Annotated in this window: 31 protein-coding genes; 15 read left to right on the forward strand and 16 right to left on the reverse strand. The window is 36.1% G+C overall.

The window, feature by feature from the left end:
* Window positions 1–190: 190 nt before the first annotated feature.
* Window positions 191–1,363, forward strand: coding sequence for a type III PLP-dependent enzyme (locus J2746_RS03270; protein WP_209616192.1), 1,173 nt, complete (start codon window positions 191–193; stop codon window positions 1,361–1,363).
* 31 nt (window positions 1,364–1,394) lie between these two features.
* Here J2746_RS03270 and J2746_RS03275 read toward each other — a convergent pair whose 3' ends face one another.
* The 3 genes from J2746_RS03275 to J2746_RS03285 form a co-directional block, all read right to left on the reverse strand.
* Entirely contained in the window at window positions 1,395–2,765 is a 1,371-nt protein-coding gene (locus J2746_RS03275) for a hypothetical protein (RefSeq protein WP_425342641.1), read from the reverse strand.
* A 131-nt stretch (window positions 2,766–2,896) separates the two neighbouring features.
* Window positions 2,897–3,751, reverse strand: coding sequence for an HD domain-containing protein (locus tag J2746_RS03280; protein ID WP_209616196.1), 855 nt, complete (start codon window positions 3,749–3,751; stop codon window positions 2,897–2,899).
* 53 nt (window positions 3,752–3,804) lie between these two features.
* Window positions 3,805–4,287 (reverse strand): META domain-containing protein, encoded by a 483-nt coding sequence (locus J2746_RS03285; protein ID WP_209616198.1) that lies wholly within the window; start codon window positions 4,285–4,287, stop codon window positions 3,805–3,807.
* A 90-nt stretch (window positions 4,288–4,377) separates the two neighbouring features.
* Between J2746_RS03285 and J2746_RS03290 the strand changes: the two genes are divergently transcribed.
* A complete protein-coding gene (locus tag J2746_RS03290; RefSeq protein WP_209616201.1) occupies window positions 4,378–4,845 on the forward strand; it encodes a metal-binding protein in 468 nt (155 codons plus the stop codon).
* A gap of 46 nt (window positions 4,846–4,891) precedes the next feature.
* On the opposite strand, the gene J2746_RS03295 is transcribed toward J2746_RS03290, so the two are convergent.
* Both J2746_RS03295 and J2746_RS03300 read right to left on the reverse strand, forming a co-directional pair.
* Entirely contained in the window at window positions 4,892–5,530 is a 639-nt protein-coding gene (locus J2746_RS03295) for a CDGSH iron-sulfur domain-containing protein (protein ID WP_209616205.1), read from the reverse strand.
* Between the two features lie 3 nt (window positions 5,531–5,533).
* Window positions 5,534–6,049 (reverse strand): PGF-CTERM sorting domain-containing protein, encoded by a 516-nt coding sequence (locus tag J2746_RS03300; protein WP_209616208.1) that lies wholly within the window; start codon window positions 6,047–6,049, stop codon window positions 5,534–5,536.
* A 211-nt stretch (window positions 6,050–6,260) separates the two neighbouring features.
* On the opposite strand from J2746_RS03300, the gene J2746_RS03305 reads away from it, so the two are divergent.
* The 6 genes from J2746_RS03305 (at window position 6,261) to J2746_RS03330 (ending at window position 10,285) form a co-directional block, all read left to right on the forward strand.
* Entirely contained in the window at window positions 6,261–6,917 is a 657-nt protein-coding gene (locus tag J2746_RS03305; protein WP_209616211.1) for a hypothetical protein, read from the forward strand.
* A gap of 31 nt (window positions 6,918–6,948) precedes the next feature.
* Window positions 6,949–7,305 carry a hypothetical protein gene (locus tag J2746_RS03310; protein ID WP_209616214.1) on the forward strand — a complete coding sequence of 119 codons (357 nt, stop codon included), beginning with the start codon at window positions 6,949–6,951 and terminating at the stop codon, window positions 7,303–7,305.
* Between the two features lie 89 nt (window positions 7,306–7,394).
* Window positions 7,395–7,913 carry a pentapeptide repeat-containing protein gene (locus J2746_RS03315; RefSeq protein WP_209616217.1) on the forward strand — a complete coding sequence of 173 codons (519 nt, stop codon included), beginning with the start codon at window positions 7,395–7,397 and terminating at the stop codon, window positions 7,911–7,913.
* A gap of 130 nt (window positions 7,914–8,043) precedes the next feature.
* On the forward strand, window positions 8,044–8,442 hold the full coding sequence (locus tag J2746_RS03320) for a hypothetical protein (protein WP_209616219.1): 399 nt from the start codon (window positions 8,044–8,046) through the stop codon (window positions 8,440–8,442).
* A 225-nt stretch (window positions 8,443–8,667) separates the two neighbouring features.
* Window positions 8,668–9,456 (forward strand): helix-turn-helix transcriptional regulator, encoded by a 789-nt coding sequence (locus J2746_RS03325; protein ID WP_245249960.1) that lies wholly within the window; start codon window positions 8,668–8,670, stop codon window positions 9,454–9,456.
* 43 nt (window positions 9,457–9,499) lie between these two features.
* A complete protein-coding gene (locus tag J2746_RS03330; RefSeq protein ID WP_209616235.1) occupies window positions 9,500–10,285 on the forward strand; it encodes a helix-turn-helix transcriptional regulator in 786 nt (261 codons plus the stop codon).
* A 39-nt stretch (window positions 10,286–10,324) separates the two neighbouring features.
* Here the strand turns inward: J2746_RS03330 and J2746_RS03335 are convergent, their stop codons facing one another.
* From J2746_RS03335 to J2746_RS03350, 4 genes are all read right to left on the reverse strand, one after another.
* The gene (locus J2746_RS03335) at window positions 10,325–11,218 is read right to left on the reverse strand and encodes a hypothetical protein (protein WP_209616238.1); all 894 of its coding nucleotides are present in this window, start codon (window positions 11,216–11,218) and stop codon (window positions 10,325–10,327) included.
* 115 nt (window positions 11,219–11,333) lie between these two features.
* Window positions 11,334–12,020, reverse strand: a complete 687-nt coding sequence (locus J2746_RS03340; protein ID WP_280921211.1) for a YIP1 family protein — start codon at window positions 12,018–12,020, stop codon at window positions 11,334–11,336.
* A 133-nt stretch (window positions 12,021–12,153) separates the two neighbouring features.
* Window positions 12,154–12,810 carry a YggS family pyridoxal phosphate-dependent enzyme gene (locus J2746_RS03345; protein ID WP_209616242.1) on the reverse strand — a complete coding sequence of 219 codons (657 nt, stop codon included), beginning with the start codon at window positions 12,808–12,810 and terminating at the stop codon, window positions 12,154–12,156.
* A 107-nt stretch (window positions 12,811–12,917) separates the two neighbouring features.
* Window positions 12,918–13,145 carry a ChaB family protein gene (locus J2746_RS03350; protein WP_091710625.1) on the reverse strand — a complete coding sequence of 76 codons (228 nt, stop codon included), beginning with the start codon at window positions 13,143–13,145 and terminating at the stop codon, window positions 12,918–12,920.
* 164 nt (window positions 13,146–13,309) lie between these two features.
* On the opposite strand from J2746_RS03350, the gene J2746_RS03355 reads away from it, so the two are divergent.
* From J2746_RS03355 to J2746_RS03365, 3 genes are all read left to right on the forward strand, one after another.
* On the forward strand, window positions 13,310–13,729 hold the full coding sequence (locus J2746_RS03355; protein WP_209616245.1) for a MarR family winged helix-turn-helix transcriptional regulator: 420 nt from the start codon (window positions 13,310–13,312) through the stop codon (window positions 13,727–13,729).
* A 79-nt stretch (window positions 13,730–13,808) separates the two neighbouring features.
* Window positions 13,809–16,205: an endopeptidase La gene (gene lon / locus J2746_RS03360; RefSeq protein WP_209616249.1), complete on the forward strand. Its 2,397-nt coding sequence runs from the start codon at window positions 13,809–13,811 to the stop codon at window positions 16,203–16,205.
* 141 nt (window positions 16,206–16,346) lie between these two features.
* Entirely contained in the window at window positions 16,347–16,964 is a 618-nt protein-coding gene (locus J2746_RS03365) for a VTT domain-containing protein (RefSeq protein ID WP_209616252.1), read from the forward strand.
* 16 nt (window positions 16,965–16,980) lie between these two features.
* Here the strand turns inward: J2746_RS03365 and J2746_RS03370 are convergent, their stop codons facing one another.
* Window positions 16,981–17,265 (reverse strand): ferritin family protein, encoded by a 285-nt coding sequence (locus J2746_RS03370; RefSeq protein WP_209616255.1) that lies wholly within the window; start codon window positions 17,263–17,265, stop codon window positions 16,981–16,983.
* 132 nt (window positions 17,266–17,397) lie between these two features.
* A complete protein-coding gene (locus tag J2746_RS03375; RefSeq protein ID WP_245249961.1) occupies window positions 17,398–18,003 on the reverse strand; it encodes a methyltransferase family protein in 606 nt (201 codons plus the stop codon).
* Window positions 18,004–18,343: 340 nt separating this feature from the next.
* Between J2746_RS03375 and J2746_RS03380 the strand changes: the two genes are divergently transcribed.
* From J2746_RS03380 to J2746_RS03390, 3 genes are read left to right on the forward strand one after another with little or no spacing between them, the layout of a single operon-like run.
* Window positions 18,344–19,027 carry a hypothetical protein gene (locus J2746_RS03380; protein ID WP_342451769.1) on the forward strand — a complete coding sequence of 228 codons (684 nt, stop codon included), beginning with the start codon at window positions 18,344–18,346 and terminating at the stop codon, window positions 19,025–19,027.
* Window positions 19,028–19,053: 26 nt separating this feature from the next.
* Complete coding sequence (locus J2746_RS03385; protein WP_245249974.1) at window positions 19,054–20,325, forward strand: radical SAM/SPASM domain-containing protein; 1,272 nt, start codon at window positions 19,054–19,056, stop codon at window positions 20,323–20,325.
* Window positions 20,303–21,088, forward strand: coding sequence for an alpha/beta fold hydrolase (locus J2746_RS03390; RefSeq protein WP_209616260.1), 786 nt, complete (start codon window positions 20,303–20,305; stop codon window positions 21,086–21,088). The genes J2746_RS03385 and J2746_RS03390 overlap by 23 nt, the downstream gene beginning before the upstream one ends.
* Before the next feature lie 68 nt (window positions 21,089–21,156).
* Here J2746_RS03390 and J2746_RS03395 read toward each other — a convergent pair whose 3' ends face one another.
* The 5 genes from J2746_RS03395 to J2746_RS03415 form a co-directional block, all read right to left on the reverse strand.
* The gene (locus J2746_RS03395; protein ID WP_209616263.1) at window positions 21,157–21,762 is read right to left on the reverse strand and encodes a hypothetical protein; all 606 of its coding nucleotides are present in this window, start codon (window positions 21,760–21,762) and stop codon (window positions 21,157–21,159) included.
* A 175-nt stretch (window positions 21,763–21,937) separates the two neighbouring features.
* Window positions 21,938–22,663 carry a hypothetical protein gene (locus tag J2746_RS03400; protein WP_209616266.1) on the reverse strand — a complete coding sequence of 242 codons (726 nt, stop codon included), beginning with the start codon at window positions 22,661–22,663 and terminating at the stop codon, window positions 21,938–21,940.
* Between the two features lie 482 nt (window positions 22,664–23,145).
* Window positions 23,146–23,517, reverse strand: coding sequence for an iron chaperone (locus J2746_RS03405; RefSeq protein ID WP_209616268.1), 372 nt, complete (start codon window positions 23,515–23,517; stop codon window positions 23,146–23,148).
* Window positions 23,518–23,562: 45 nt separating this feature from the next.
* Window positions 23,563–24,324, reverse strand: coding sequence for a formylglycine-generating enzyme family protein (locus tag J2746_RS03410; RefSeq protein ID WP_209616271.1), 762 nt, complete (start codon window positions 24,322–24,324; stop codon window positions 23,563–23,565).
* A 59-nt stretch (window positions 24,325–24,383) separates the two neighbouring features.
* Window positions 24,384–25,004: a hypothetical protein gene (locus J2746_RS03415; protein WP_209616273.1), complete on the reverse strand. Its 621-nt coding sequence runs from the start codon at window positions 25,002–25,004 to the stop codon at window positions 24,384–24,386.
* A 238-nt stretch (window positions 25,005–25,242) separates the two neighbouring features.
* On the opposite strand from J2746_RS03415, the gene J2746_RS03420 reads away from it, so the two are divergent.
* Window positions 25,243–26,319, forward strand: a complete 1,077-nt coding sequence (locus J2746_RS03420) for a KamA family radical SAM protein (protein ID WP_209616276.1) — start codon at window positions 25,243–25,245, stop codon at window positions 26,317–26,319.
* The last annotated feature ends 73 nt before the right edge of the window (window positions 26,320–26,392 follow it).

Genomic DNA, 26,392 nt, shown 5'->3' on the forward strand with positions numbered 1-26,392 from the left:
AGTTCACTTGGCTTTTCAATCAATAATTTATTGGTTTTATAGGCTTAATAGTCATTATGATTAGTTTTAAATACTTAAAATACTATTTGCGCTTTATAATCAACTTATAATCAAAAATATCTGTTTAAAACTGATTATTACTATTAATATCCAATATTAAGATTTAATAAATAATCTAAAAGGAGTAGGTATGAGAAAAGCGCAATATAAATTCCATTTAAGTGATTTTATCTCAGAAGATGATTTTAAGATAATAAAAGACTTTTCAAAGGATAAAGAAACCCCATTTCTTATTATAGATCTGTCTAAGGTAGAAGAAATGTATGATGAATTGGTCAGAAACATGCCATATGTTAAAATATATTATGCAGTAAAAGCAAATCCTTTAGATGAGATTATTTCAGCCCTTAGAGATAAAGGTTCTAATTTTGATGCTGCAACTGTCTATGAGATAGGCCAGCTTTTGAGACTTGGTGTGAGTCCTGAAAGAATCAGCTACGGCAATACAATCAAAAAAGAAAAAGATATTGCCTATGCATATCAAAATGGTATACGCCTTTTTGCGACCGATTCTGAGAGTGATCTGCTAAAGATTGCACGAAATGCTCCAGATTCAAAGGTATTTTTCCGCCTGCTCACAGAAAGTGATGGTGCAGACTGGCCACTGTCCCGTAAATTCGGAGCACATCCGGATATGATCTATGAGCTTATACTCCAGGCAAAAGAACTGGGACTTGATCCATATGGTCTTTCTTTCCACGTAGGTTCACAACAACGGGATATAGGGCAATGGGACAATGCCCTTTCAAAATGCAAATATCTGTTTGAAGCCGTGGGACTTCAGGGCATTGAACTTAAAATGATAAATCTCGGTGGAGGTTTTCCTGCTAAATATGTGTCACCTGCTAATGAACTTGAAACCTATGCACATGAGATACTGCGCTTCATAAAAGAAGACTTTGGAGATAATCATCCGGAAATCATAATAGAACCTGGACGTTCATTAACGGCAGATGCAGGTGTTATTGTAACAGAAGTCATAATGATCTCAAAAAAGGCAAAATTGAATCAGTACAAATGGGTATATCTTGACATAGGAAAATTTGGCGGACTCATAGAGACACTTGATGAATCCATAAAATATCCAATATATTCAGAAAGCAAGGGGTTTGAAGAAGAAGTAATTCTGGCCGGTCCTACATGCGACAGTATGGATATTCTCTATGAACGTTACAAATACACTCTGCCCATGGGTCTAAAAGAGAATGAACGACTTTTCATATTCACAGCAGGAGCTTACACACAAAGTTACAGTTCAGTTGCCTTTAATGGTTTTCCATCCCTGAAAGCCTATGTAATCTGATCAATAACAAAAAAACCTTTTATTTTTTACTTCAGGCTACGGCCCAGTCACTATAAACATATTCTGTTTCTGCGTTTGCTCCCAAGGCCCATATTCCTACCCGGTAAGATTCTCCTTCAGGAACACTGAGCCCTGTTACTGTGTAGACCACAGTTTCGTCCACGTCCAGATCAGAATCCGTATCTGTTCTGAGTTCATCCCATATCATATTCTCCGTTTTACTTTCAATAGTTGTATAAATAACCACATCCTCAGCAGTTGCCGAGCCAACATTAGTTACTGCTATTTCAAGGTCTGCATAGGTTACATATCCGTTACCTCTTGCATTTCCACTGAATATTACCATAAGTTGCGGATATGGTTTGGGTAGAGGCTGAACCGTGGCTTCAAGGTTGATATATTCATTAGGTACCACACCCACTTCCCAGCCAGTATTTGTGGTCTCAAGATAATAGTATCGAACACCTGAATAATTATAATAGCTGCCTTCAAGTGCTTCTGCACCTTTTACACCAATACCCATATGTCCCGGGAATTCAACAAGTGCAACTCCATAACCCATATCATAGAGCAGTGATGCCAGAAGAATGGATGAATCCTCGCAATCACCGCCTCCATGATAAAGAGTTTCAAAGGGAAAACGAGGGTATTCATCATAACCTGCAGAAACACTGTCGCTTACATAAGGAAGGGATTGCACAAAAGCCATTACAATATAGGGGATTTCTTCCCTGCTGTAACCTTTTTCTTCAGCAAGTCCTGTAATCTGTTCTGTGATCATGGATATAAGATCATCATCGTAAGGGTCATTTACAAAATGGCTAAAATCCCTGTTACGGATCCTTTGTGAATACAGATCATAAGATTCAGTATCATATTTGTATTCAACTGAGAACTCTGTGTTGTCATATTCCCAGCGATAGATACGGTTGATGTTATCACTGTTTATTCTGACATCTATTTCATTATTTTTCCCTTCATATTTTCCGGTTTCAAGGAATATTGCGGGATATATTGTGTAGCTAATATCCACTGTAAAACTGTTGTCAGCTATTTTAGCAACACTAATGCTGTAGATTACATTTTCTCCATTTGTATCTTTTACATTGTATTTTTTGTTTAAAACCAAGATCCTGGTGTTATATTCATTTCCATCTTTCCTGAAGGATACACGTATGTTTTCACTTTGTTTGTTTATTTCCAGAATTTTAATTGAGTAACCATTATCGATTTCCAGGACCTGGGTTGTTTTGAGTGTTTGTGTGTAGTTTACAGAATTTGAATCTGATGATAAACCAGACAATTCAGAATCAAGTGTTTCATCAATACTCGAATGCATGCCTGTATCCCTGTTTTCTGATACATCCTGTGTTTCATTATAGATGCATCCGGAAGAAAACACAAACAAAAGAATAGTAATTAGAAAAACTGCCAGAATACTGTCATGTCTCTGTATATCAGGTCACCTTTTTTTATTGCTTAAGATGATAATTGTTTTGTCTGTATACTATTTCAGTATATCTAAAATGATATTTATCTATAATTTCCTTTACAAAGACCTGTAAAACTCTTTTTACAGGTAACTCTGCTTGATAAAGGTTTTTTGTCCTTTAGTTTCGAATCCATATATTCATTCAAATGAGACTTAAGAGAGTTGATCTCATCATTTTGGGGCAATGTTGCTACCAATTTATCAATGAAACCACGTTCTTTTACAAGATTGAAAGTTTCTCTGAAATTCATATCGAAAAGCCAGGCCATACGGGTGAGGTTCATATCATTGCACGTCCTGACATGACCGATACTTGCAACCTTGTTTTCCATTATCTCCTGTACAATTTCCGGAGAGTAATTAGGATTATCCGGTAGGCCCATATCAAGAGCAGGATTTGGTTCTTCATTCCTTTTACGGTGGTGATCCAACAGAACCTTGTAGATGTCAAGCTTATCTGCATCTCTTATGAGTTTTGCATGGAAAAGAGTTCTTTTATCAGGAGTTCCTGTAATTCTGAACCTGTTGTGATTAACGATTGAAAAAAGGATAATTCGTTTTTCAGTTATCGGAAGGCTGGTAAGAACTTTTTCAGACTTCAGTACTTTCACACCCAGAACAGCATGGTTCACTGATTCACTATCTTTAAATGTCCTGTACTTGCTGATCTGCTCGAAACGCCCCACATCATGAAGAAGTGCAATTGACATTGCAAGAAAATAATCTTCAGCATCAACATTTTCAGAAGCAGCTATAAGGCTAGCATTTTCACATACTCTGATGCTGTGATCTTCTTTTAGTATCACATTCTGCCGGATAAAATTATCATCATTATAAAAGGATCTGACATAGTTGTGAAACCAGATTTTAAGATCATTGAATTTTTCTTCATTCATTTGATGCTAGAATGGCAATTAAAGGCATTATATTTTGTGTATTCATTAAATGATCAGTACTGGAGTGAGAAAAGCATTCTATCATCATTGCCTTTCAGATACAGTTTCAACTGCTCTCCTTCAAGCACCACTGAATCAACATTTCCAAGATATGCAAGATACTTATTGCCAATAGAATCCTCTCCGCATTCCATAAGTGTCACTGGTCCTGGATTTAAGTTAATGCTACTGTCTTGCAGGATATAGGTTCCGCTTCCCGTGTTGCAGTCAGCAACAATATAATAGGTCCCGTCTTCCATGAATCTGATCGTATATTTCTTAGGGTCGGGAACAACAAGCGGTGTTTTTGCATCTTCTTCAATTGTACCAGTCCATTCCCATGTTACATTTGAAATACTTTCTACAGTAACTTCCGTGTTTTCAACGTTATTCTCCAGTTCTGTATTTGTATCCAGACAGGCAGAAACTGAAATTATAATTGTGATAATTGCCAGAATTAGTGCTGTTTTAATCACCTTCTCTATAAGCCTCAACATTTTACCTCCTGAATTTTAATATAAATAGAAGAAGATTATATATTATCCGGTCATAGTCTTTTCTGAGTATTATCTCAGGGGATGAAACGTATGCCTGATGGAAAAACACATAATGCTATAAACGCAGCAGTGCTGACAGCAGTACTAGTTGGTTTTTACTTAATAATCAAAGAAGGTATGGATCCTTCCAGTATTTATCTGAATAATTACACAATAGTTGCTTTTTCAGCAGCCTATATTTTTGCCACATTGTTCCTGAGTCCTGATCTTGACATCAGCAGCAAACCCTATAGGAGATGGGGTATCCTCAAAATACTCTGGTGGCCATATAAAGAAATATTCAAGCACCGTGGACTATCACACCATCCAATTTTCGGCCCTCTGTCTATCGTACTTAACCTTGCAGTAATAGTTGCTGCATTTTTTCTGATGGCAGGAATTGATTTTAAGTCAATACCCTCCAGTCTGCTTATAGCAGGGGTTTCAGGAATAGTTCTTTCTATTGAAATGCATATCATTGCAGACAATGTGGTCTCAAAAATGAAGGTATTTTTCTAAATCTAATCTACATTAGAATGACAGGCTTAATGGAAATATAAAAGAGTTAATTGACCCTGTCCTTAAATTCCGTATCAATGTGCGTTCCGTCACAAAATGGTTTATTTTTTGATTTCCCACATCTGCAGAGAGCATAATGGTCCATAGTTTCCGGTTTAAAACCTTGCTTATCTTCAAGCTCGACGCCACCTATTGCATGATAGGGACCATTCTTAACCATGAATATTTCAGGTTCGTGAGGATAATCCTTGTGAAGAACTTTGTTCATTGTGTAACTCAAAGCTCCTGATGGACAGGTTCTGATAGTCTTTGCAATCTCTTCAGAATCAGCTGCATCCGGGTCTACCCATGGTTTTTTACCTTTTCTGAAAACCTCCGGGAGTTTCAGAATGCAATGCCCTATATGTGAGCAAACAGCCCTGTTGTCATGGATCGTTATCTCTTTTCCGGCAAATGATTCATTTTTGTCAGGATGTTTGCCGCCTTCTTTCTTCTCTGAAAAGCCGTTATGCAGGTGAGCTCCATCGCAAAAAGGTTTTTTCTCAGAATCACCACATCTGCATAGAGCCATGGATGGGGTTGTTTCTATGAAAACACCTTTTGAGTTTCTGAGTATTTTGAGATCTTTTACAATAAAAGGACCGTCTTTTGAAACTCTGATAACAGGTTTTTTCCCCTTGTTCATGTTTTACCTTTTTACATACAAAGCTGCCAGAAATCCCAAAACAGCAAGCACTATACCAAATCCGGGAGATTGCACGTCTGTTGTTGTATTTTCAACATCTGAGTCGCTGCCGGTTTGTATTGCATCTTCAGTGGTCACAGTTGTGTTGATTTCATTTTCATGATCCTCTGTTTCTGTTTCTCTTTCAGTAATTTCTGTCACTTCAGGATAATCATCTGAATGTCCTGGAAATGTCAGTGCATTTATCTCTTCGATATTTGTGAAACCATCACCATCAGAATCAAGTTCTTCTATGGCAAGAAAATCTTTACCATTTTCTGAATAACTGATCCCGTAACTGTCACGTATGCCTCCTCCATTTGGATTTACGTGACATGTATCACAGGTTGCAAGTCGTGTGTCAGTTAAATCATATTGTTCAACGAATGCTGCCATGTAATTTGGTCTTGCAGATGCTGTGTGGATTCCGAATAGAACTAGCGATAATAAAAGTAGCCCAATAACAAATTTCCATTTCATATATACACTCCGCATTTATCAACACTATTATTTTGGGCAGGTAATATTTAAGTATTCCATAGATCAAATCTTTTATTTCTACGCAACACCCTAAAAAATAATACACATAATAAAATATTTATTGTATGTTTTCTTTTTAATAAGAGGAGACGAAGGAAACAAAATGAAGATACTAAGTAGTCTTTTAGTCTTAATTACAGTTTTATTAATCTTGATAATGCCTGCTAATGGCGACATCTTACCACCGGGAATGAAAGTTTACGATAGATGTGTAAGCATATCAAATCTCGGTGATTATCATGATGTTGTTTTTGTAGGTTACATCACCGGTCCGGTCATACAATGCGAAAATCCATATATAATTAATTCCAGTGAATGCCTGACACAATTCTATAAAGCCAACAAACTTACGGTCTATGCTATTGAAAAAGATTATTTTGAAAATAAAGGACTCGAGAATATCGATTTCGAGTCTGATCCCAACATATTACCCTACAACTTTGATTTTAATGTAGATTGGGGTCATACTGTTGTTGCAAATCCATTGACAAAGGAAGAAATATACTATTCTGTGGCAGGCTTTAATGATACAGCTTTGATACTCTATGCAGAAAGAAAAGTTTCTTTCTACGGATCAGTCATTGACAGAGAGGAAACATACGGTAAACCTTCAATACCGGATATGAGAGTAGTGTTCAATGAGTCAAAAGTGAAAACAGAAACTGAAAGTTTAGTAAATGGTAGTATGGAATCAAAGGAAGCTAGTAAAATTAATGAAACGTCAGATGTCAATTCATCTGAGGGCGAATTAAATCTTAAAGACACAATACTGTGTTTCTTCAGAAAGCTATTTGGAAATGATTGCTGAAAAGATTCTGATTAAAATGAAACAAAAGTAAATGTTATATGAATATAGATTCCTTGTATCGTTTTTCCTGACACTGTTGATAGAGACATCAATTCTTTTCTTGCTAATAAGAAATTACTTCAAAATTGATGATATCAGTAATTCTCTTGTTTTATTTGCAGGAATCATTGCTTCATTTTCAACACTACCGTATCTATGGTTCTTACTACCTCAATTCATTACTTCATACAATATTCTTGTTGTAGCCGGTGAAACATCAGTTATTTTGGCTGAAGGTGTGATCTATTATTATGTTCTGAAAGTTACCGCTAAAAGGGCTTTTGCTTTATCATTTGTTTGTAATCTTATATCATTTATCACTGGATTGTTAATGAATTCTTTTATCTGATCCTACATTAAAGTTTATGAAGGATTAATTAATTTCCTTTATTTCATTTTAGAAGATTCTTTATAGATTATCGTTTTCTCTAATAAGCTATGGAATATCAGAACGAAGAATTTGAAGAAAACGATTTCAAAGATATCGATCTTGCAGAAAGTTCATTTAGGAACACTAAATTCATCGATTGCAATTTTGACAACTGCAAATTATTAAATGTTGACCTAAATAACACGCGGCTTCAAGAGGTAAAATTTAGGAATTGTAAAATTGTAGGTCTGGATTTTTCAAAATGCAATGATTTTATACTGAATATTGGATTTGAGAATTGCTATCTTTCATATTGTATATTCTCAGATATGGATCTGGATAACACAGAATTTAACGAGTGTAAGATATATGATTGTGATTTTGTAAATACTAACCTTAAAAATACAAATTTTGAAGGCTCAGATCTTAAAAACAGTCTTTTCAGGAACACAAACCTTAGTTATGCATCTTTTAGGAATGCAAAGGATTACTCCATAGATCCTAATAATAATTCCTTCAAAAAGACAAAGTTCTCTATTCCTGAAGTTATTTCCCTATTAAGTATCTATGATATTGAAATAGACTAAACAACAATATATAATAATGCAATTTAAATTATACTAATAAAAAGAAAGAAATACTATAATGATAATTTCTTCTTCAAATATATCTCTGCTTTATTTGTAAGTTTGATATATTTTCAAAAGTGGGTGAAATATGAAAACTAAATATAAGATTGCAGGCGGTATATTATTATCATTCCTATTTTTGTATGTGATACTGCCATTTTTGATTGTAGGAGGACCCACACCATTTTACGAAATAAAGAATAATGATACTGTAAGTCATAAAATCACAGTAGAAATCTTTGACCCGCAAAATAATTCTATACACAAAAAAGATTATTTTCTGGAACCCCATGAGGTTCTAAAAAAACCCAAACCTCCAATTCTTGTTCTGAAAACTTATTTTATTGATAAAGAATGTGGCTGCCGCTTTGAAAGTACTCTTAATAATAATTCTTCTGCCTCCCTTCTTATCAACTATCACCCATGGAATGAGCCATCAATTTCTGTTTCTGAAAATAAAATTCATATTGAAGAACTTAGTATCTGACCAGAAAAACTATTTTGTGAATTATGAAAGTACTTTATTAAATAAGATACTTACTAATTAATTTATGATAAAATATCAAAAACAACATTCAGAGAAGGTTCAAATGTAAAAGCTTATGAATAATCATGTCTACATATTCAGAAAAGCAATTATAAATTTAAATAGCAACTAAATTTAATTTCAATTTAAAAGATAGAATGTATATTTTTTACCGGGGGTTAAGTTTTGACGAATAAAAAACTAGTAGATGTCATATTTGCTTCAGAAAAAAGAAAAAACGTACTTCTAATGTTAAAAAACGGTCCTCAGGAAATGACATATCTTTTAGAAAGCCTGGATACAAACAGACCTGCATTGCTCCCTCAAATGAGAATTCTTGAAGAACATTCACTTATTTATCAAACAGGTGATTCTTACGGTCTTTCAACTATTGGTAAGATAGTTGTCGATGAAATGAAACCATTTCTGGATACTATTGAGACACTTAGCAAACACAGCCATTATTTGAGTACCCACAACACAGAATCGATTCCTGATCATCTTTTTGAACGGATCAGCGAAATAAGGAATTGTAAGATAATAGAACCCAGTCTTGTAAACACATATGAGATAAACAAGGAATTCTTTGAAAAAGCAAAGACAACAAAGTCATTGAAATTTGTTTTCACTTTTATGCATCCTACTTTTCCTGACATCCTTTCTCACTATACTGCAAAGAACATAGATATCACAATGATAATCACCCAGGATTTGTTCAATAAGATGCAAAATGATTTTTCAGATGAATTTAAAAATGCTTTAAATAATGAGAATAACAAGTTTTTTATTTACAGAAAGGAGCTGAATATATCCTCTCTATCCATAAATGATGATTGTTTTGTCTTGCGGTTACTTTTCAATAACAATGAATTCAGCAGCAAACAGGTTTACTGCTGTAGTCCGGAAGCGTATAGATGGAGCAAGGATCTTTTTGATTATTATTTGGAAGATGCAAAACCTATTAATCATGTCTAATGTAGAAATTTGTTTATATGTTTTTAGCAGGAGATAAGCCTTCATGAATAAGTCATTGACAGATGTCATCTTCGCTTCTGAGAAAAGAAAAAAGGTCCTTTTATTGCTACAGGGTGGGAAAAAAGATATAAATTTTCTTCTTGAACATTTAAAAACAAAAAGGACATCATTACTTCCACAATTAAGAATTATGGAACAAAATAATATTGTTTCACATTACGGAAGCAACTATGAGCTCACAAGAATTGGTAAATTACTGGCAGATGAAGTAAAACCTTTCCTTGAAACACTTGAAACACTGGACAAAGGTAATTCTTATTTTTCAACCCATAATATAGATGGTATCCCGGAACAATTTCTAAAACGTATACGTGAAATTAAGGATTTTGTTCTTATAGAACCAGACCATGTTGATGCTCAAAAACTGAATGCAGAATATCTTGCAGAAGCACTCGGATCAAAAGAAGTGTATTTTGTTTTTACTTTCATGCATCCGGGAACTATTCCGGTGCTTCAACAATTGCTGGATAATAATATCAACATTTCTGTTATTGATAGCAAAGAACTTACTGATAAACTTGTAAATGAAATGCCTGATAGGTGCCAGTATTTCCTTTCATTTGATAATCTCAGAATTCACTCGTATTCAAAAAGTATAGGGGTATGCTCTCTGACAGTAACTGATAACGGATTTTTGTTACGATTACTATTCAATAATAATGAATTCAGCAATAAACAGATTGTTTGTATGAGTCCCGAAGGACGTAAATGGGGAAAAGACCTTCATGACTATTATGAAAAAGATGCTACATTGATTACAGAGATATGAAAAAGAAAAAACGGTTCAGATTGAACCATTCACTGTTATTTATTCATAAGCTTCAAGAGCAAGCTCAATTTCTTCATCTGCCTTATCATAATTTTCTTCAGCCATGTATTCACATGCTTTTGCACAGTGTTCTGCAAAAGTTATACTTGGATCATAGACAGTACTGCTTTCAATTGCAGATATTGAAAGTTCTGAGTATTCTGAGTCTTCAAGGTCTGAAAGTATTTCTTTTGTTTCTGTCAGGTTGGATGCAGCATATTCAAAACAGGCTTGAGCTTCTTCCCATTCCTCGTCTTCAAAATATTCAAGAGCTTTGTCATAATTCTCCCATCCATATACCTGTGAAGAAAGACTTTTTTTCAGAGTTTGAAGCTCTGACACAATATCCAGGTTCGTGTAAACAGATTCCCTGTCAAGTACCAGAATTGGTTTTAATTCAAGAGGGACATCATCCATTTTTATCTCTGATGAAAGTTCCTTGGCGTTTTCAAGATTTGGAACAGAACTTTCAAGAGAAATTCCGAATTTTGCAATCTCATCATGTGCATTATCATATTCTTCAATAGCAATGTAAGTACGGGCTTTATAGAGATGATCATAACAATCAAGAAGATCCTCTTCTGCTCCTATGCTTTCCAGATAATAATCACAGATTATTGTATTTACGTCAACAAGTTTCTGTTCTTCTTCATCTTCTGTGCTGATATTTTCCAGAATTTCAAGTGCTTCTTCATAACTGACTTTAGCTGCATAAAGCCTGTTTCGTGCATCTGTGGGTGCATCTGTATCCATATCTTCAATTAGTTCCTCTCCGGAAGACATAAGAGAAGTTGCAAGTTCAATATTCTTGCTGGCAGTACTTTGTTCTTCTTCTACGCACCCGGACATTGATAAAATTGTCACTAATACTACCAGTATAATCAATATTTTCAAAAATAACCACCTTTTTTTGTATTAACTGTGTAAAATTCTAAACAATACTGGATTGTAAAACATATCATAAAAATTAATCGATTATGATTTGTTTTTCACGCTGTAAAAGCGGATGTCAGATAAAATAAAGCATGAACATAAATACTCTGTAAATTACATAGAAAGTCGCAGGAATTCCAACTGTAAGTATTGCCTTTTTTGTTGACAGGTCTCTTCCATATTTCATTCCATTTATCCAGATATTTAAGGCCAGAATAAATAGCAATGTCGAAAAAAGAGTGCTTATTATATTTAAAGGCAGGTTTGCATATAATAGTTCATTTACAAAAACATCAGTGTTCCCGGTTTGATCCAGGTTTTCTATCATAGAGAAAAAATCAACTTCAGGGATTATCATCCAAAAATATAGTGGGCCTGTAATGGTATCTATGATGTATGGTATAAAACCATATGATGTGAACTCAAGTACTCTTTTAAAGCTGCCTTTTCCACGGAATATGGCAGAGAATAGATAAAAAACACCAGCAGTGCTTACCCACAAAAAAAGAATACCAATAAAAGAAACAATTAAAACTATTAGCAGAATAATAATAAACAACACATACATATCAGAAGGAATAGAAGGTAAATACGTTGCTGCTTTTGAGAAATCATTAGGGATAAGCAGCACAAAAATCATGGCGAGAATGAACAATCTGGCAAGCCAGAGACTTATGATAATATAAAATGGCTTTTTCAGCTCTTCCGGCTCATTCATTTTGTTCCTGAAAAACTGATTCGGATTTTTAAATAATTCCAGCATACTTTTATCCAACCTTAAAATAATATCTATAAAAAATAACTCTTATCAAAAAGTTTTTTACAAAATAAAGTAGCTCTCTATAAAAAGTTTGCTAAAATAATTAGAAAAGAAGAATGGTGGATGTTTTTACGGTTCAATACTTCCGCTTACCAAAAATAGCCGAACCAATACGAACGATAGTGGCACCTTCTTCAATGGCAACCCTGTAGTCACCGGACATTCCCATGGAAAGTTCCTTAAGATCGATGTTATCATTTCTCTGGGTTTCTAATAGCAGGTCATGAAAAAGTGCTTTCATTTCCTTAAAATATGGACGTGCCTGTTCTGGTGGCACATAAGGTGGAATGCACATCATTCCTGTAACATGGATATTTTTGAGCGATGATATTTCATCAATTCCCTTTTTTATAACATCAGGCTTGAAACCGTATTTCTGTGGCTCATTGCCTATATTTACCTGAATATACACTTCCTGGATTATACCAGCATCTCTGGCTCGTTTATCTATTTCCCGGGCCACTTTTAAGGAATCTACAGATTGTATTACATCAAAATATTCAACGGCTTTCTTGACCTTATTGGTCTGTAAATGGCCTATCATGTGTTTTTTACATTGAAGGAGACTATCAGCTTTTTCCTCGAATTCCTGGACCCTGTTTTCACCTATTATGGTAGCTCCGGCTCTGATGGCCTCATTTATTCTTTCAGGGTTAACGGTTTTTGTAACACAGATAAGCTTTGTATTTTCAAGTTCATTCAGGATAGAGGTTATGTTCTCAGTGACAGACATTTGTGTTCCCGGCGATAACTTTGTTAAGATATATTTTATCCTATTGATTACTTCCTCTCTTATAAGATAAACTGTATTCTGAAATCATATCAAAAAAATAAATTTACTTATTTTTCTACCCAGTTCCCATTACTGTTCTTTTCATATTTTTGTTTCACAGCAGACCATGCGACACGATGAGAAACTTCTTCACGTGACGCATCTCCTTTTCTGTCTTCCGGATCTTTATACTGGTCCCATGCATTGTTAAATGCTTCTTTATATATCTCCTGAGCATGTTTTGGCAAATTATCCTTTACACCATCAGGTAATTCACTTAATTTATCGTAAGGCATTTTTCACTCCCCCGTATATTGCGATATTCTTCTTACAACATGTTCTACGTTTTATTTGCTATGGTATAAATCTTTCCTGACACTTTATTGCTAAATGAATTATAGCATAAAAGAGCAAAAACTATATAATTAGGTAAAACCTAACTAAGTATCTGGGTCGATATATGACGGAGAATAAAGAACATTTATTTTTGATATTTGAAAACCTTTTCAAAATTAAAAGTGAGTGTTCATCTGAGATCCTTTGTGGATGCGGATTACCTGATATCACCCTGAAACAGATAGGCTATTTGAAAGTAATCGACAGTTATGGTGAAATAACATTCAGCAAGCTGGCTGAAGTTACCAGCAATTCCAAACCCACAATTTCTGAGATGATCAACAAATTCATTCGAATGGAATGTGTTTATAAAAAAAAATCTCCGGATGATGGCAGGGTGTTTCATATTTGTCTTACTGAAAAAGGACAGACAATATGTCGCTCTGAACAGAGAGCTTTATTTCAGCTAACTGAAAAAATGATGTACTCATTAACTGATGATGAGGTAAAAATGCTTGTGGGAATTCTGGAAAAGGTAAAATGATTTTTTGTGAATTTTTAATTAGGTAAAGACGAACTAACTACATACACAGTCAAAAAGGCTGGAAATCGAGACTATTATAATGACAACAGAAGAAAACAACATAGAAAATGAGAGTATAGTAATCAGGCTCTCTGAGATAGTAGTCTATCCTGAAAGCCACACTAAATTCCTGGCTGACAGAAATGCCGGAGAGATATTGCTCTTAAAGATGGAAGATGAACAGGAAAAAACATATGCAGTAGGCCTGACCATGAAAAAGGAAGCAAAGCTTACTGAAATGTCAGAAGATGATCTCTACAGAGTAGGAAACCTTCTTGAGATTGAATCTGTAACCCCTGCCCACGAAGGTTATGTGATATCTGCCAGATCAGCCAGCAGGGTTAGAGTCGCTTCTTTGTACCAGAAAGATGAGATGTTCTATGCAACATACGAAGACCTTCCTGATGTAGAGGACCTTGATGAGGAACTGAGATCATTTATTCTTAATGACACAAAGCACACCATAAAAAATATAGGAAAACACTTCCAGCGTTCTGAACATTTCATAGAGCCTATTGACGAGATGAAATCAATAGACCAGATTATGGGATATGTCATGCCTTATCTGCCAGTGGACATTGAAGAAAAACAATCACTTCTTGAAACACTTTCTATTCGTGAACGTTATTTGAAATTCTTCTACCTACTGGTAAAGCAGAAAGAGAACATACAGCTTCAGATGGAACTTGCAAAGAAAGTTGGCGAGAAAATGAACAAGTCACATCGTGAAGCCATGTTGCGTGAACAAATCAAAGTTATCAAAGAAGAGCTTAACGAAGCCGATGACCCTATTTCAGGTGCAGGTGGCTACCAGGAAAGAATAGATAATGCTAACATGCCTGAAGAGGTTCACAGGAAAGCTACTTCAGAGCTTAGGAAACTGGAATCTGCAGGTCCCCAGAGTCCTGAATCCAATATAATAAGGAATTACCTGGACCTTCTGCTTGATCTCCCATGGACAAAAGAGGAGAAAAAGGACATCGATATCAATGAAGCACGTAAGGTCCTTGAGACCAATCACAACGGTCTTGACAAAGTAAAGGAGAGAATTATCCAGCATCTTGCTGTAATGAAACTAAAGCATGAGAAGCAGGGTTCGATTATCCTGTTCACAGGCCCTCCTGGTACAGGTAAGACCAGTCTGGGCAAAAGTATTGCAGATGCTCTTGGCAGGGAATATGTACGTGTAAGTCTTGGAGGTGTCAGGGATGAAGCTGAGATACGCGGACACCGCAGGACATATATCGGAGCCATGCCGGGAAGGATCATTCAGGGTATCAAAAAGGCAGGAACCAGGAATCCCGTATTCATACTGGATGAGATAGACAAGCTTTCATCTTCATATTCCGGCGATCCTGCAAGTGCCTTGCTGGAGGTTCTAGACCCGGAGCAGAACAATACATTCTCTGATCACTATCTGGAAGTTCCATATGATCTGTCAGAGGTATTGTTCATAGCCACAGCCAACTCTCTTTCAACAATTCCCGCTCCATTGCTTGACAGGATGGAGATCATAGAAATATCAGGTTATACCAGGAATGAGAAAATCAAAATTGCAAAGGACCATTTGCTTCCGGATATACTGGAAGATCATGGTCTGGATGAGAATATGCTAATGATAGAAGATGAGGCACTGAACGGTATAATTGACCGCTATACACGGGAAGCAGGAGTTAGAGGCCTTAAAAAGCAGCTTGCAAGGACTGCAAGATTCGCGTCTGAAAAGATTGTATCTGGTGAGACTGAACTTCCATATATGGTACATCCTGATATGCTGAAAGAGATTCTTGGTAAAGAAATTATACGTCTGGATGAAGCTCGCAAAGAAAATGTACCGGGCGTTGTTACCGGACTTGCATGGACCCCTGTAGGAGGAGACATCCTGTTCATAGAGGGCACTTTCATGCCGGGTAAGGGTAAACTCACACTAACAGGTCAGCTTGGTGACGTGATGAAAGAATCAGCACAAATTTCACTGAGTCTTGTAAAGTCAAGGCTTGCAAACACTTCAAACAACTTTGATTTTGCAGAAAGTGATATCCATATCCACGTACCATCGGGAGCCACACCAAAAGACGGACCATCGGCAGGTGTTACGCTGCTTACGGCACTAACATCCCTTATAACAGGAAAAACAGTTGATTCAAAACTTGCCATGACAGGTGAAGTTACTCTTAGTGGTGCTGTTCTGCCTGTTGGTGGAATAAAAGAGAAGGTGCTTGCAGCACACAGAGCAGGTATAAAGAAGGTCATTCTCCCTCATGAAAATGAAAGAGATCTTGAAGACGTACCTGAGGATGTAAAAGGTGAACTGGAATTCGTACTTGTTAATACAATTGAAGATGTCCTCAAAGAAGCTCTTAATATTGACCTGCACAGGCCAGTGCTATGTTATTCCGGACAGCATATGCACCATTATGGAATAAATGAGATCTAATTTTTAATGGAGGCTTTTGCTTCCATTTTCCTGCTTTTTTCCTTTTCTGGATGAACCGGGTTTAATAAGTAATATCATTTTCATTTGTAATTCAGAGTTTTGTAAATTAAGCAAGATGCCAACTCACAAACAAGAGGAAGTATGCAGGAAACAAATAGTACTGATGTTTCACAGAATGATGAAACTGAAATTTGTCCATTGAGTAATAAAAATGGAAGTGTAAAGCCAGTTTTATTCATTGTGCTGTTCATAATTTCATGGTCAATTCTTCTGCATTATTATTCCCCTAAAGAGATTGTAAATTTTGTAGGGGTAAATAACATTTATGCCTTTGTTTTCCTGATAGCTCTTGTAGGAGGAGTTTCAACTTTTACTTCAACTACATTCTACGCAGCTCTGGTTACAATTGCTGTGGGTGGAGTAAATACTTTTATGGTCGCTTTACTTGCAAGTATAGGTCTAACTCTTGGTGACATGTTATTTTATTATCTTGGCTCAAAAAGCAAGCAATGTATCAAAAACCGATATGAGGACAAAATCAACTGGCTTGTATCTTATATTGAAAAAGTCGGAGATAAATTGATAGTGGTTTTGATATTCATTTACTCACTCACACCATTTCCAAGTGATATACTGGCAATTGCATTGGCAATCGTGGAGTTCCCATTTAAAAAAATGATAGTTCCCTTATTAGTAGGAAATTTTGCTCTGATAGTTACTCTTGTGGAGCTTTCAAAATTAGGATACAGTCTTGTATAATAAAAAAGATTAAGCCTTATTCTTCAAGGCTTGCGATGTCTTCTTCTTCTGAGAAAAGGTAATCTTTGAGTTCATGTGCAAAGGCATCATCATGCTGCCTGATCCATTCAAGAAGCATTGCTGCATGTTCTTTTTCCTCATCGGCATTGTGAATGAGGATTTTCTTAAGGTTCTCGTCAGTGCATGCGTCTGCTCTTTGATTGTACCAGTCTACAGCTTCAAGTTCCTCTCTTAAGGAATCGATAGCTCTTTTCATGTTCAAGGTCTTTTCTGACATTTTGCTGCGATCTTCGTGCATCATTTTGAATCACCTGTTTATGTGTTAATTAAATTGTATATATGTTTTGGAAAGAAATTTCAGTAGCATTACCATGATAAGTTCTCACTTATACATTTTTTACTCTTAACAAAGAGGAAAAAAAGTTAAGATTAACTACTCTTCATAATATGCTTTGAGCCTTGGAATTATTCTGTGGACATTCTTCTGATAATCGCGGTATTCATCACCAAATTGGGCGATAAGTCTGCTTTCCCAGTGTATGGAACCCATTACCAGATAGATAGTGGTCAGAATGTAAATTATAAGCAGGTTTGTTGTCATGAAGGGTGTTAACCACATGATGACAAGACCTGAAAGCAGGAAAGGATCTCTTATCCAGCGATAGATTCCATGTATATCAAGATGACCTGCTTCGGGAGTATTTGCTGCTGATAATTGGGCTCTCAGCCTGAACCGGTGTGGTGCATCTCTTAAAGCTCTTGGACCAACTATCAAAGCAATTACCTGACCTGCCACCATGAACCAGCGCCATGGAGATGGCACGATATATATGAAAGGACCTGGATTATTATATAGCACATATCCCAGTGGAATCAGAGTAATTACGGCAATAAGATTATAGACAGGCATGTACAGACTGTCTGCTTTTGATCCTAACGACCGCCTTATGAATTTCTTGACCGGCAGGCTTGCAAGAAGACTGTGAATTAATGCAAATCCCAAAAGACAAAGAACAAGAATCAGTGTAGATGATAACAAAACCTTCAACCTCCATCTATGCATTTAAAGAAAGTTCTATTTAGGAGTTGTGATGATTTCTTTTTTTATAGCTTTAGCATTAGATAGCAAAGAATATATTCATCCTGTGTTCAATGACATAAATGTCGCTGTTTTATTCAATATCTTCTCTTTGCTTGAAAGAACAGGACACCGACCTGATGATCTTTAACTATCCACATTTATGAACCAGGTTAGGATATTGGTTTATATATATGGTGCGATCATTATAATATTTAATAAATTATATTTGTAGTTGGCTGGTGATACAATTAGCAACAATAAAGGAAACATGAAATTTGTCTTGTTGGCTGTTGGCCTGGTGGTATTAGGTAGCATTTTCTGGGTATATGGTAGTTTTTCATTGTTTGGACCCAAGGACCTTGGTGTCACATACACTCATGAGGATTATGAGAGTGCTCTTGAAAAGACCGGAATGCAGATAGAATTTGAAGGCATGACCGGTGAAGAACTTGAAGAGTACAAACAGAATGCTGAAAAGAAATCTATCAACGATTATAATTTTGAGTTCTCTGACTATGAACAAAAACAGTTCACGTTAACTGCAGAGGAATCTACGGCACTTCTAAATGAACTTGCACCTGGATTCTGGTGGTTCGATGACCTGCAGGTAAAAGTACTTCCTGATGGAACAATGGAAGGGTCAAGCACTGCTGACATTGGAAAATTGAAGAGTGATCTATATGCTGATGTTGCAGATGATGTTCCGATTCCTTTGCCGGATACCCTTAACATTTACAGCAAAGGAAAGATCAGTGTTACAAACAACCAGTTGAACGGTGATCCTGAAAGCTTTTATCTTGGACCTGTGCCTCTATCAGACAAATATCTGGAAGAAGATAGTGTGAACACAATGGAAGAATATTTCCCTCGTATTTATACCGTTGTTCCGGGACTTGAAATAAACAGTCTGACATCCAACTCAGAAGGCGAGTTTGTGTTTGACGGGGTTATTCCACAGAAAGTATCCGTAACTAAGAAGTAAGTTTGCGGGGTCTTCTGTTGAAATACATGATGATCAATGGGAAGAGGGAAAAAATTCCTCCTTTCCCGCATCATAAGGCTTATGTGTACAGGAGTAAACAATTTTTTACAGCAAAAGGTGTTGTAAGTCATCTGACAATGGGAGATTTCATCACACTGAAAGAGTTGTACAACGGATTCAAGCACAAATGTTCGATACCAAGGGTTCTCCTTGTGGATCCTACCAGTGACTGCAATCTGAAATGTAAAGGCTGCTGGTCAAAGGATTACGAAAGTGGTCATAATATTTCCTATGAGAAGTTCGATGACATTCTTAACCAGGCTGAAGAGCTTGGAATTATGGATTGTCTGATGACAGGCGGCGAACCGTTACTCAGGAAAAACGACATCATCAAACTTTGCAGAAAGCACAATAAGATGACTTTTGGTGCTTTTACCAATGCAACCCTTATCAATGAAGAGTTTGCTGATGTAATGGCTGAACTTGGAAACCTGAATGTTTTCATAAGTATTGAAGGGACGCAGGTGCAGACTGATTTCAGGAGAGGAGAAGGTGTTTATGCTAAAGCCATAAATGCTATGGATATCCTGAGAGAAAGAAACATCGGTTTTGCATTTTCAGCCTGCTATCACTCAAAGAACTATAAGACAATTGCCAGTGATGAGTTCCTTGACCTGATGCGTGAGAAGGGAGCATGGTTTGGCTGGCTTTTCCAGTATATTCCTGTTGGCAGCACAGCTGATACTTCATTTATGTGTACAGCAAAAGAACGTGCTTATGTACATGAAAAGATCAGAGACTATTGTGAAAAACACGACTATGTGATAGTTGATTTCTGGAACAATGGTCATCTTTGTTTTGGATGCATAGGTGCAGGGGTTGGTTTTGCACATATAAATGCAAAAGGTGATGTCGAACCGTGTGCTTTCTGTCATTATTCGGATTCCAATATCTATGATGTTTCACTTGAAGATGCGCTGCGGTCAAAGTTCTTCACCACATTCAGGGAAGCACAGCCTTTTTCAGATAATCCTCTGCGTCCATGTCCTTTGATTGATAATCCGCAGGCGATTATTGATGTTGTAAAAGCCGGTGGTGCAAAGTCAACCCATCTGGCAAACCCGGAATCTGCCGAGGAACTTGCCAGCAAGAGCTTTGAACGGGCAAAGGAGTGGGAGGATATGGCTGCTGAACTTTTCCGGAAAATGCCGGAGCATAACAGGAAGAATTTCCCCAGGTTTCTGAGGTACTTTGCCTTTAAAAAAGGAATCACCGATGGCAGGCGAAGAAAAGTTTGAAATGTTTAGTTCAGAGACTCACTTCAAAAGTGATTCTGCCGAGTGGCTTGTATTCGTTCATGGATTCGGTGGCAGTGCCAGAACATGGAAAAAACAGACTGAGTTCTTTTCAGATTATTACAACCTGCTTGTACTTGAAATGCATAGTCAGCCACAGTTCGTTGATCTTAGCATCAATAAAGTGTGCAGGCTGATAAACGATACATTGACATATCATGGAGTTGAAAAGGCTAATTTTCTGGGTTTTTCCTTTAGTACTCTTGTTTGCCTGCGTTTTGCTGTTCTCTATCCTGAAAAGGTCAATTCTCTTATTATGGGAGGTGGAATTGTAAAATTCAACCTGAGAACTAACTTACTGCTTTATCTGGCAATCACTTTCAAAAGATGGATCAATTATATGATCCTCTACAGGTTCTTTGCTTACATCATACTTCCACGGAAGAATCATCGCAGATCAAGGAGTATTTTTGTAAGTGAAGCTGAAAAACTGGGTTATGATGAATTTTGCAGATGGGTGGATCTCATTCCTCAGACAAAACCAAGTCTAAGATGGCTGGATGAACTTGACGATAAAATCGGGATACTTTTTGTTTCCGGCAGCGAAGATCATCTGTTCTTAAAAGATACATTGAAATACAGTGATAAAATGAAAAATACCCGGGTTGAGATTATTGAAAACTGTGGTCATGTCTGTTCCATCGAACAATATAGCAGATTCAATGATATTGTTTTTGATTATCTTGAATCTGAAAATAAGAATTAGAAGCAAAAACAAACAAGAACATGAGAATTTATGTTCTTGTTTTTATCATATTTTTTGTAATCATATTATTACTCATCTGGAAAAACATCTGCAAGATAACTTGCGATCACCATATTTACATTTGTATCCCTGGCAGGCATCTTGCCACATTCCATGGCTTCCATGATATGTTTTGGAAATACGTAGATCCATCCGCCTGTGTCATCAATGATGGCACGTAGTTTGCTTCCTCCTGCCATGAGAGCAAATCTTAACTGGGAAAGACCTGTCATTTCTTCGGGTACCATAAGCACAATTTTACCGCTAAAGAAGTTGTATATCAGGGATTCTCTGATTGAAGGGTCGTATTCAACTGTGAATTTCCTGTTGGCTTTTGTGCTTTCCTGCATATAATCAAGAAGTTTGTTGTAAGAATCACATTTTCTGGTAAATGGAGGAATAAATTGTACAGCCTCAGAATCATCTGTGAGTAATAGAGAATCCGGATTTGATGTTACTGTTTCTTTGATATCAGATTCTGTAATCCCGAAAACTTCTGTATCCTCAAGAATTTTGCCCACAGCAATCTGGAACCTGAGTGGTTCCTGACTTATCTTACATGAGGGATAGTCTTCAGTGTATTGTGCTATCATTGCTTCTATCAAAGCATGTTTTACTTGTGTGGGCAGTTTCATGATAATAACTCCGGATTAATTTGAGTTTCAGCAAACGAGTTAATGTTGCGTTTACTATTATACGGAAGTCTTTTACTTAGTTTCTAATACTTGAATTTAACGCACTATTAAATAAAGGCATACAATCTTAACTAACAAAAAAAGAAGAATAAATCCAGAACAAGAATTATAACATTCAGATTCCAAGAAGAGACTTTGTAAAATGAATTATTCGCATTGCGAAGCTTTCAGAATTGATATTTTTTCCACCATCAATACTATTATTGAGTAAAACGGTTTCAATTGGTGTATTATTTTCAATAATCGAATTATTTTTCCTTGTTTGATCAACGCTACTATTTTCACATACCTTAATTTCAGTTTTCTGACCAAATTTTGTTATTGTAGTGTTTATAGCTATATCATTAGTGCTCACATTTTCATAGTCGAAGAACTCATTACGATTATCCTGAAGTGAATAATACGTCCTGAGAACTCCTGACTCATTCGGAATGAAATGGAAATAAGTCGGCCGCGCCCATTGACTTGAGAAATCATCGGGAAAATCCTCATAGAAAGGAACAGTCAGTGATCCATTCACGATCTCAAGTTCATATGTAAGATTTGCCTGTGGCTCATGGATATAAAGCATATTTCCTTCTATCTTGTAATTGGCCATATGAGGCTGAAACCTGAAAGCCGGTGATGGCGAAAGAATGACCATCCCCCATCCGGGATGATTTCTTGAATAATCTATTGAATAATCAAAGCATAACCAATCACTTTTGTCTTCGTATAGCAGATCCCATTTTTCTTTGTAGGCATTGTAATCAGCATCGAGTTCAGCATATGCAATATTAACTGGTGTAAGCAGCAAAAATAGCAACAATAATATTATTCTCTTTATTGAATTCACTTCCACATAATTTCACTTACAAATAAACTTTTTTAGATATAAGGTTTGTGAGACAATGAGGATTCATAATGAAATCTAAAAATAATTATATAATGCCTGGTATAGATAAATCAAAACCTAGGGGAGTTGTCATTTCTGGAATATTTGTTGGTTTAGGCGCAATATCACACCTAATACTAGGTTTTACAAATCAAAATTTATACATTTTAGGAAAAATGGCAAATACGAAATTTACATATTATATTTACTTTTTTTACGCGTTGATTTCCCTAATCATAGCACATGGAATAATTAACTTGAAAAAAACATCTTTTTATGTTTTTCTAATTTGGTTTTCCTGGGGCTCAATTAATGAGACGATTAATTATTTTAGTCTAAATAATTTTGAAATATTGACTGATGTAACTCTCTGTATCGCCTTTATAGTCTTTTTTTATTCAAAAAAAAGTTATTTTGTAAACTAGATATTTATGATGAGTTTATTACTACTATTTTTCTCCCCTGTTTTCCTTCACTCTAAAAACTACAATCCTTTTTATTAAGTCTATAGGAAGCGGTTCATCAATTGGGAACTGAATAGAACCTTTAGCATGTTTATATCCGGAAAGTTCATCCTTGAAAGCAGCAATTCCGGAAGGATTTGGGTAAAATCCAATGTGATTTTTATAGGCAGCAAAATGAACCAGGATACCGTTCAGTCTGAATGTTGGCATTTTGTAACTTATTGTTTCTTCTGCTTCAGGTGCAGTTTCCCGGATTGCCATGCGTAACTCTTCCAGTTTGTTTTGCACATTTTCCGGGAACATCGAAACATATCCATCAATGTCATAAAATTTTATATTGGAAGTATTTTTACCCATATTATTTTGTATTGATTTAAGATACTTAAAAGGTAAAGAAACATGTCATAATGACATCAGAAGACGAAAGCCTACAGAGTAGGATCCATAATCAGAATGGTAGCTACTGCGGGAAGATGCTCTGCATTTGTCAGCATAGTTGATCCACCCTCCACCACGTAAAGCCAGACCGGAAATGCCCGCAATAACCCAGGAAGCTTTGTAAATTGTGGATAGCTCCGGAGTATTTTGATTTTCATCCAGGCACCATTCCCACACATTGCCATGCATGTCATGCAGTCCCCAGGAATTGGGTTTTTTCTGGCCTACTGGATGTGTTTTATGATATGAATTGCTATAATACCATGCATATTCACTTAAATCTATATCAGAATCGCCGAAAGAATAAAGTGTGTTTGTGCCAGCTCTGCAAGCGTATTCCCATTCAGATTCCGATGGAAGACGATATTTTCCTGATGTTTCCTTTGAATTCAGTTTCTTAATGAACTCCTGCACATCATTCCAGGAAACACATTCTACAGGTCTGTGATTTCCTTCAAAGCAGGATGGTTTTTCCCCCATAACAATTTCCCACTGTTCTTGCGTCACCTGATACTTACCAAGATAGAATGGTTTTGAAATGGTTACCCTGTGAACCGGGTCTTTATGATGGAGAGTATTTGAATACATCCAGAAATCCCCGACAGGGATAAGCACAAATTCCATTCCAATAGAATTCTTTACAGAATCTGGTTTGTTTGTTTCTGTGTTTCCATGCTCATTTCTGATATGTTCATCTTTTTTATGCCTGAAATCAAAACTATCCATTTTTAAGCAACCGTGGTTCTATTTTTTGAAGACTACGTCTATTATATTTGTTGATGTACTTATATTTCCTTTGCGTTCTCTTTTATTTTAATCAGATTAGCAACAAACTCTTCTATTTGTTTTAAGTCATTGATTCTTATGTAGTTACAGGAATTTGCTGCATGCGACTTGCATTCCACATTAATAACCCTGGAAAGTTCATTGATATTGTTTATTATTTCATTTTTATAATTAAAGATATAATTATCGTATTTATTAAAGAAGCTATACTTATAATGCTGAATATCCACTGAAAAAAGAGAATCAATAATTCCTTTTGTTATTCTGATAGGTTTCATTTCAACTCTGTATTTCTTGCTATTTGGTTCATCGTCATTCCATATTACAGAAATATCCTGTCCTTCTTTAACAAATTTACAATTTTCAAAGATATCAATCTGATATTCAAATCCATTGAATAACATCCTTTTAGTCCATCTCCAGCCTGAGTGGCTATGAACAATCCCTGTAAGGTTCAGGTTTTCAAGAATATATTGAGGGTTGTCCATTTCCATTCTTCTGGAATAAACAAGATACTTAGGTACTTCATTGAAGTCCCAGTTCAGGATTTCAGCATTCGCTTCTTCGGGCTTTATGTCGCTTACATCCTGAGATTCATTTGATTCAACCTGGTCAGCCATATTTATCACTTTATGTATAATTTATCGTAACAACTAGTCTAAATAACTTTACCATTACAGTGGTGAATATGTTCTTTTATTCAGGTACTAACGCAGGATAAATAGCAGAGAAATCTTTTCACGTGCTTGATTTTATCGAAATAAATAATAACTTTCCACACAGTGACAATAATATTAATATGATTCACAAATACTATAATTGATGAGCCATCTATTTAGAGAAGGAGCATTCAATATAATGAATGATGAATGGAAAGATCAAATAAAAAACCAAATAAATACTCTTGAAAAGCTCGAAGAAATAATAAACATAACTGAACCTGAGAAACAAGCTATAAAAAAGCTTGATACTATTTGGGGTACAACTCCTTATTTCGCTTCTCTTATGGACAAAGATGACCCTGAATGTCCAATTAGAAGGCAGGTTGTTCCTTCTCTTGAAGAAGAACATAATAACTACGGAATGCAGGATTATCTTCTCTGGAAAGAGAACAGGGAAACTGATGAAGTTCGTCCTGATAGTATAGCAAGGCAATACAAAGACAGGGTTGCCTTCACTGTTTTTAAGAAGTGTGGTATTTACTGCAGGCACTGTTTCAGGAAAGAACTAGTGGTTGATGGCAATCTGGAACTGGATTTTAATGTTGATGAAGGCATAGAATGGATTCGTGAACATCCTGAGATCCGTGATGTTTTGATAACCGGAGGAGATCCCCTATTACTGCCTGATGAAAAAATAGAATATATAATCGAGAGCCTTCGGTCTATACCTCATGTGGAAATGATCCGAATTGGTTCACGCTTGCCTATTGTTTTGCCTCACAGGATAACTGATAACCTGAAGAGAATTCTTGGTGGCTATCATGATGTACCTATCTGGCTCAATACCCAATGTAATCATCCTAAGGAGATCACAGAAAAAACAAAACGTGCGGTCTATGACCTTGTATCGGCCGGTGTTAATGTAGGAAATCAGGCTGTCCTTTTGAAAGGTGTCAATGATGATGCCCTGGTCATGCGTGAGTTGCATCAAAAGTTGCTGAACGCCAGGATCAGGCCATATTATATTTTCTATTGTGAGCCTGCACCTGGTATTGACCATTTCAGAACTCCTGTTGAAAAAGGAGCTGAAGTGATAAGAGATGGTCTCAGAGGCCATACAACGGGTCTGGCACAACCGATGTATGTGATAGCGACCAATGTGGGAAAAATCCCTCTCATGCCGGATTACTATATAATGGATAAGGATGAGGAAAAATATGTGCTGAGGAATCACCGCGGTGAAATTACAGAAATACCTAATATTCCCGAGTGAACAAGAGTAATGTGATAATTAAGTAACCAAATAAAAAGTGAGTTTTTCAATTTAATTGAATAACTCGCTTTAA

Source organism: Methanolobus bombayensis, assembly GCF_017873415.1.
Lineage (GTDB): Archaea > Halobacteriota > Methanosarcinia > Methanosarcinales > Methanosarcinaceae > Methanolobus > Methanolobus bombayensis.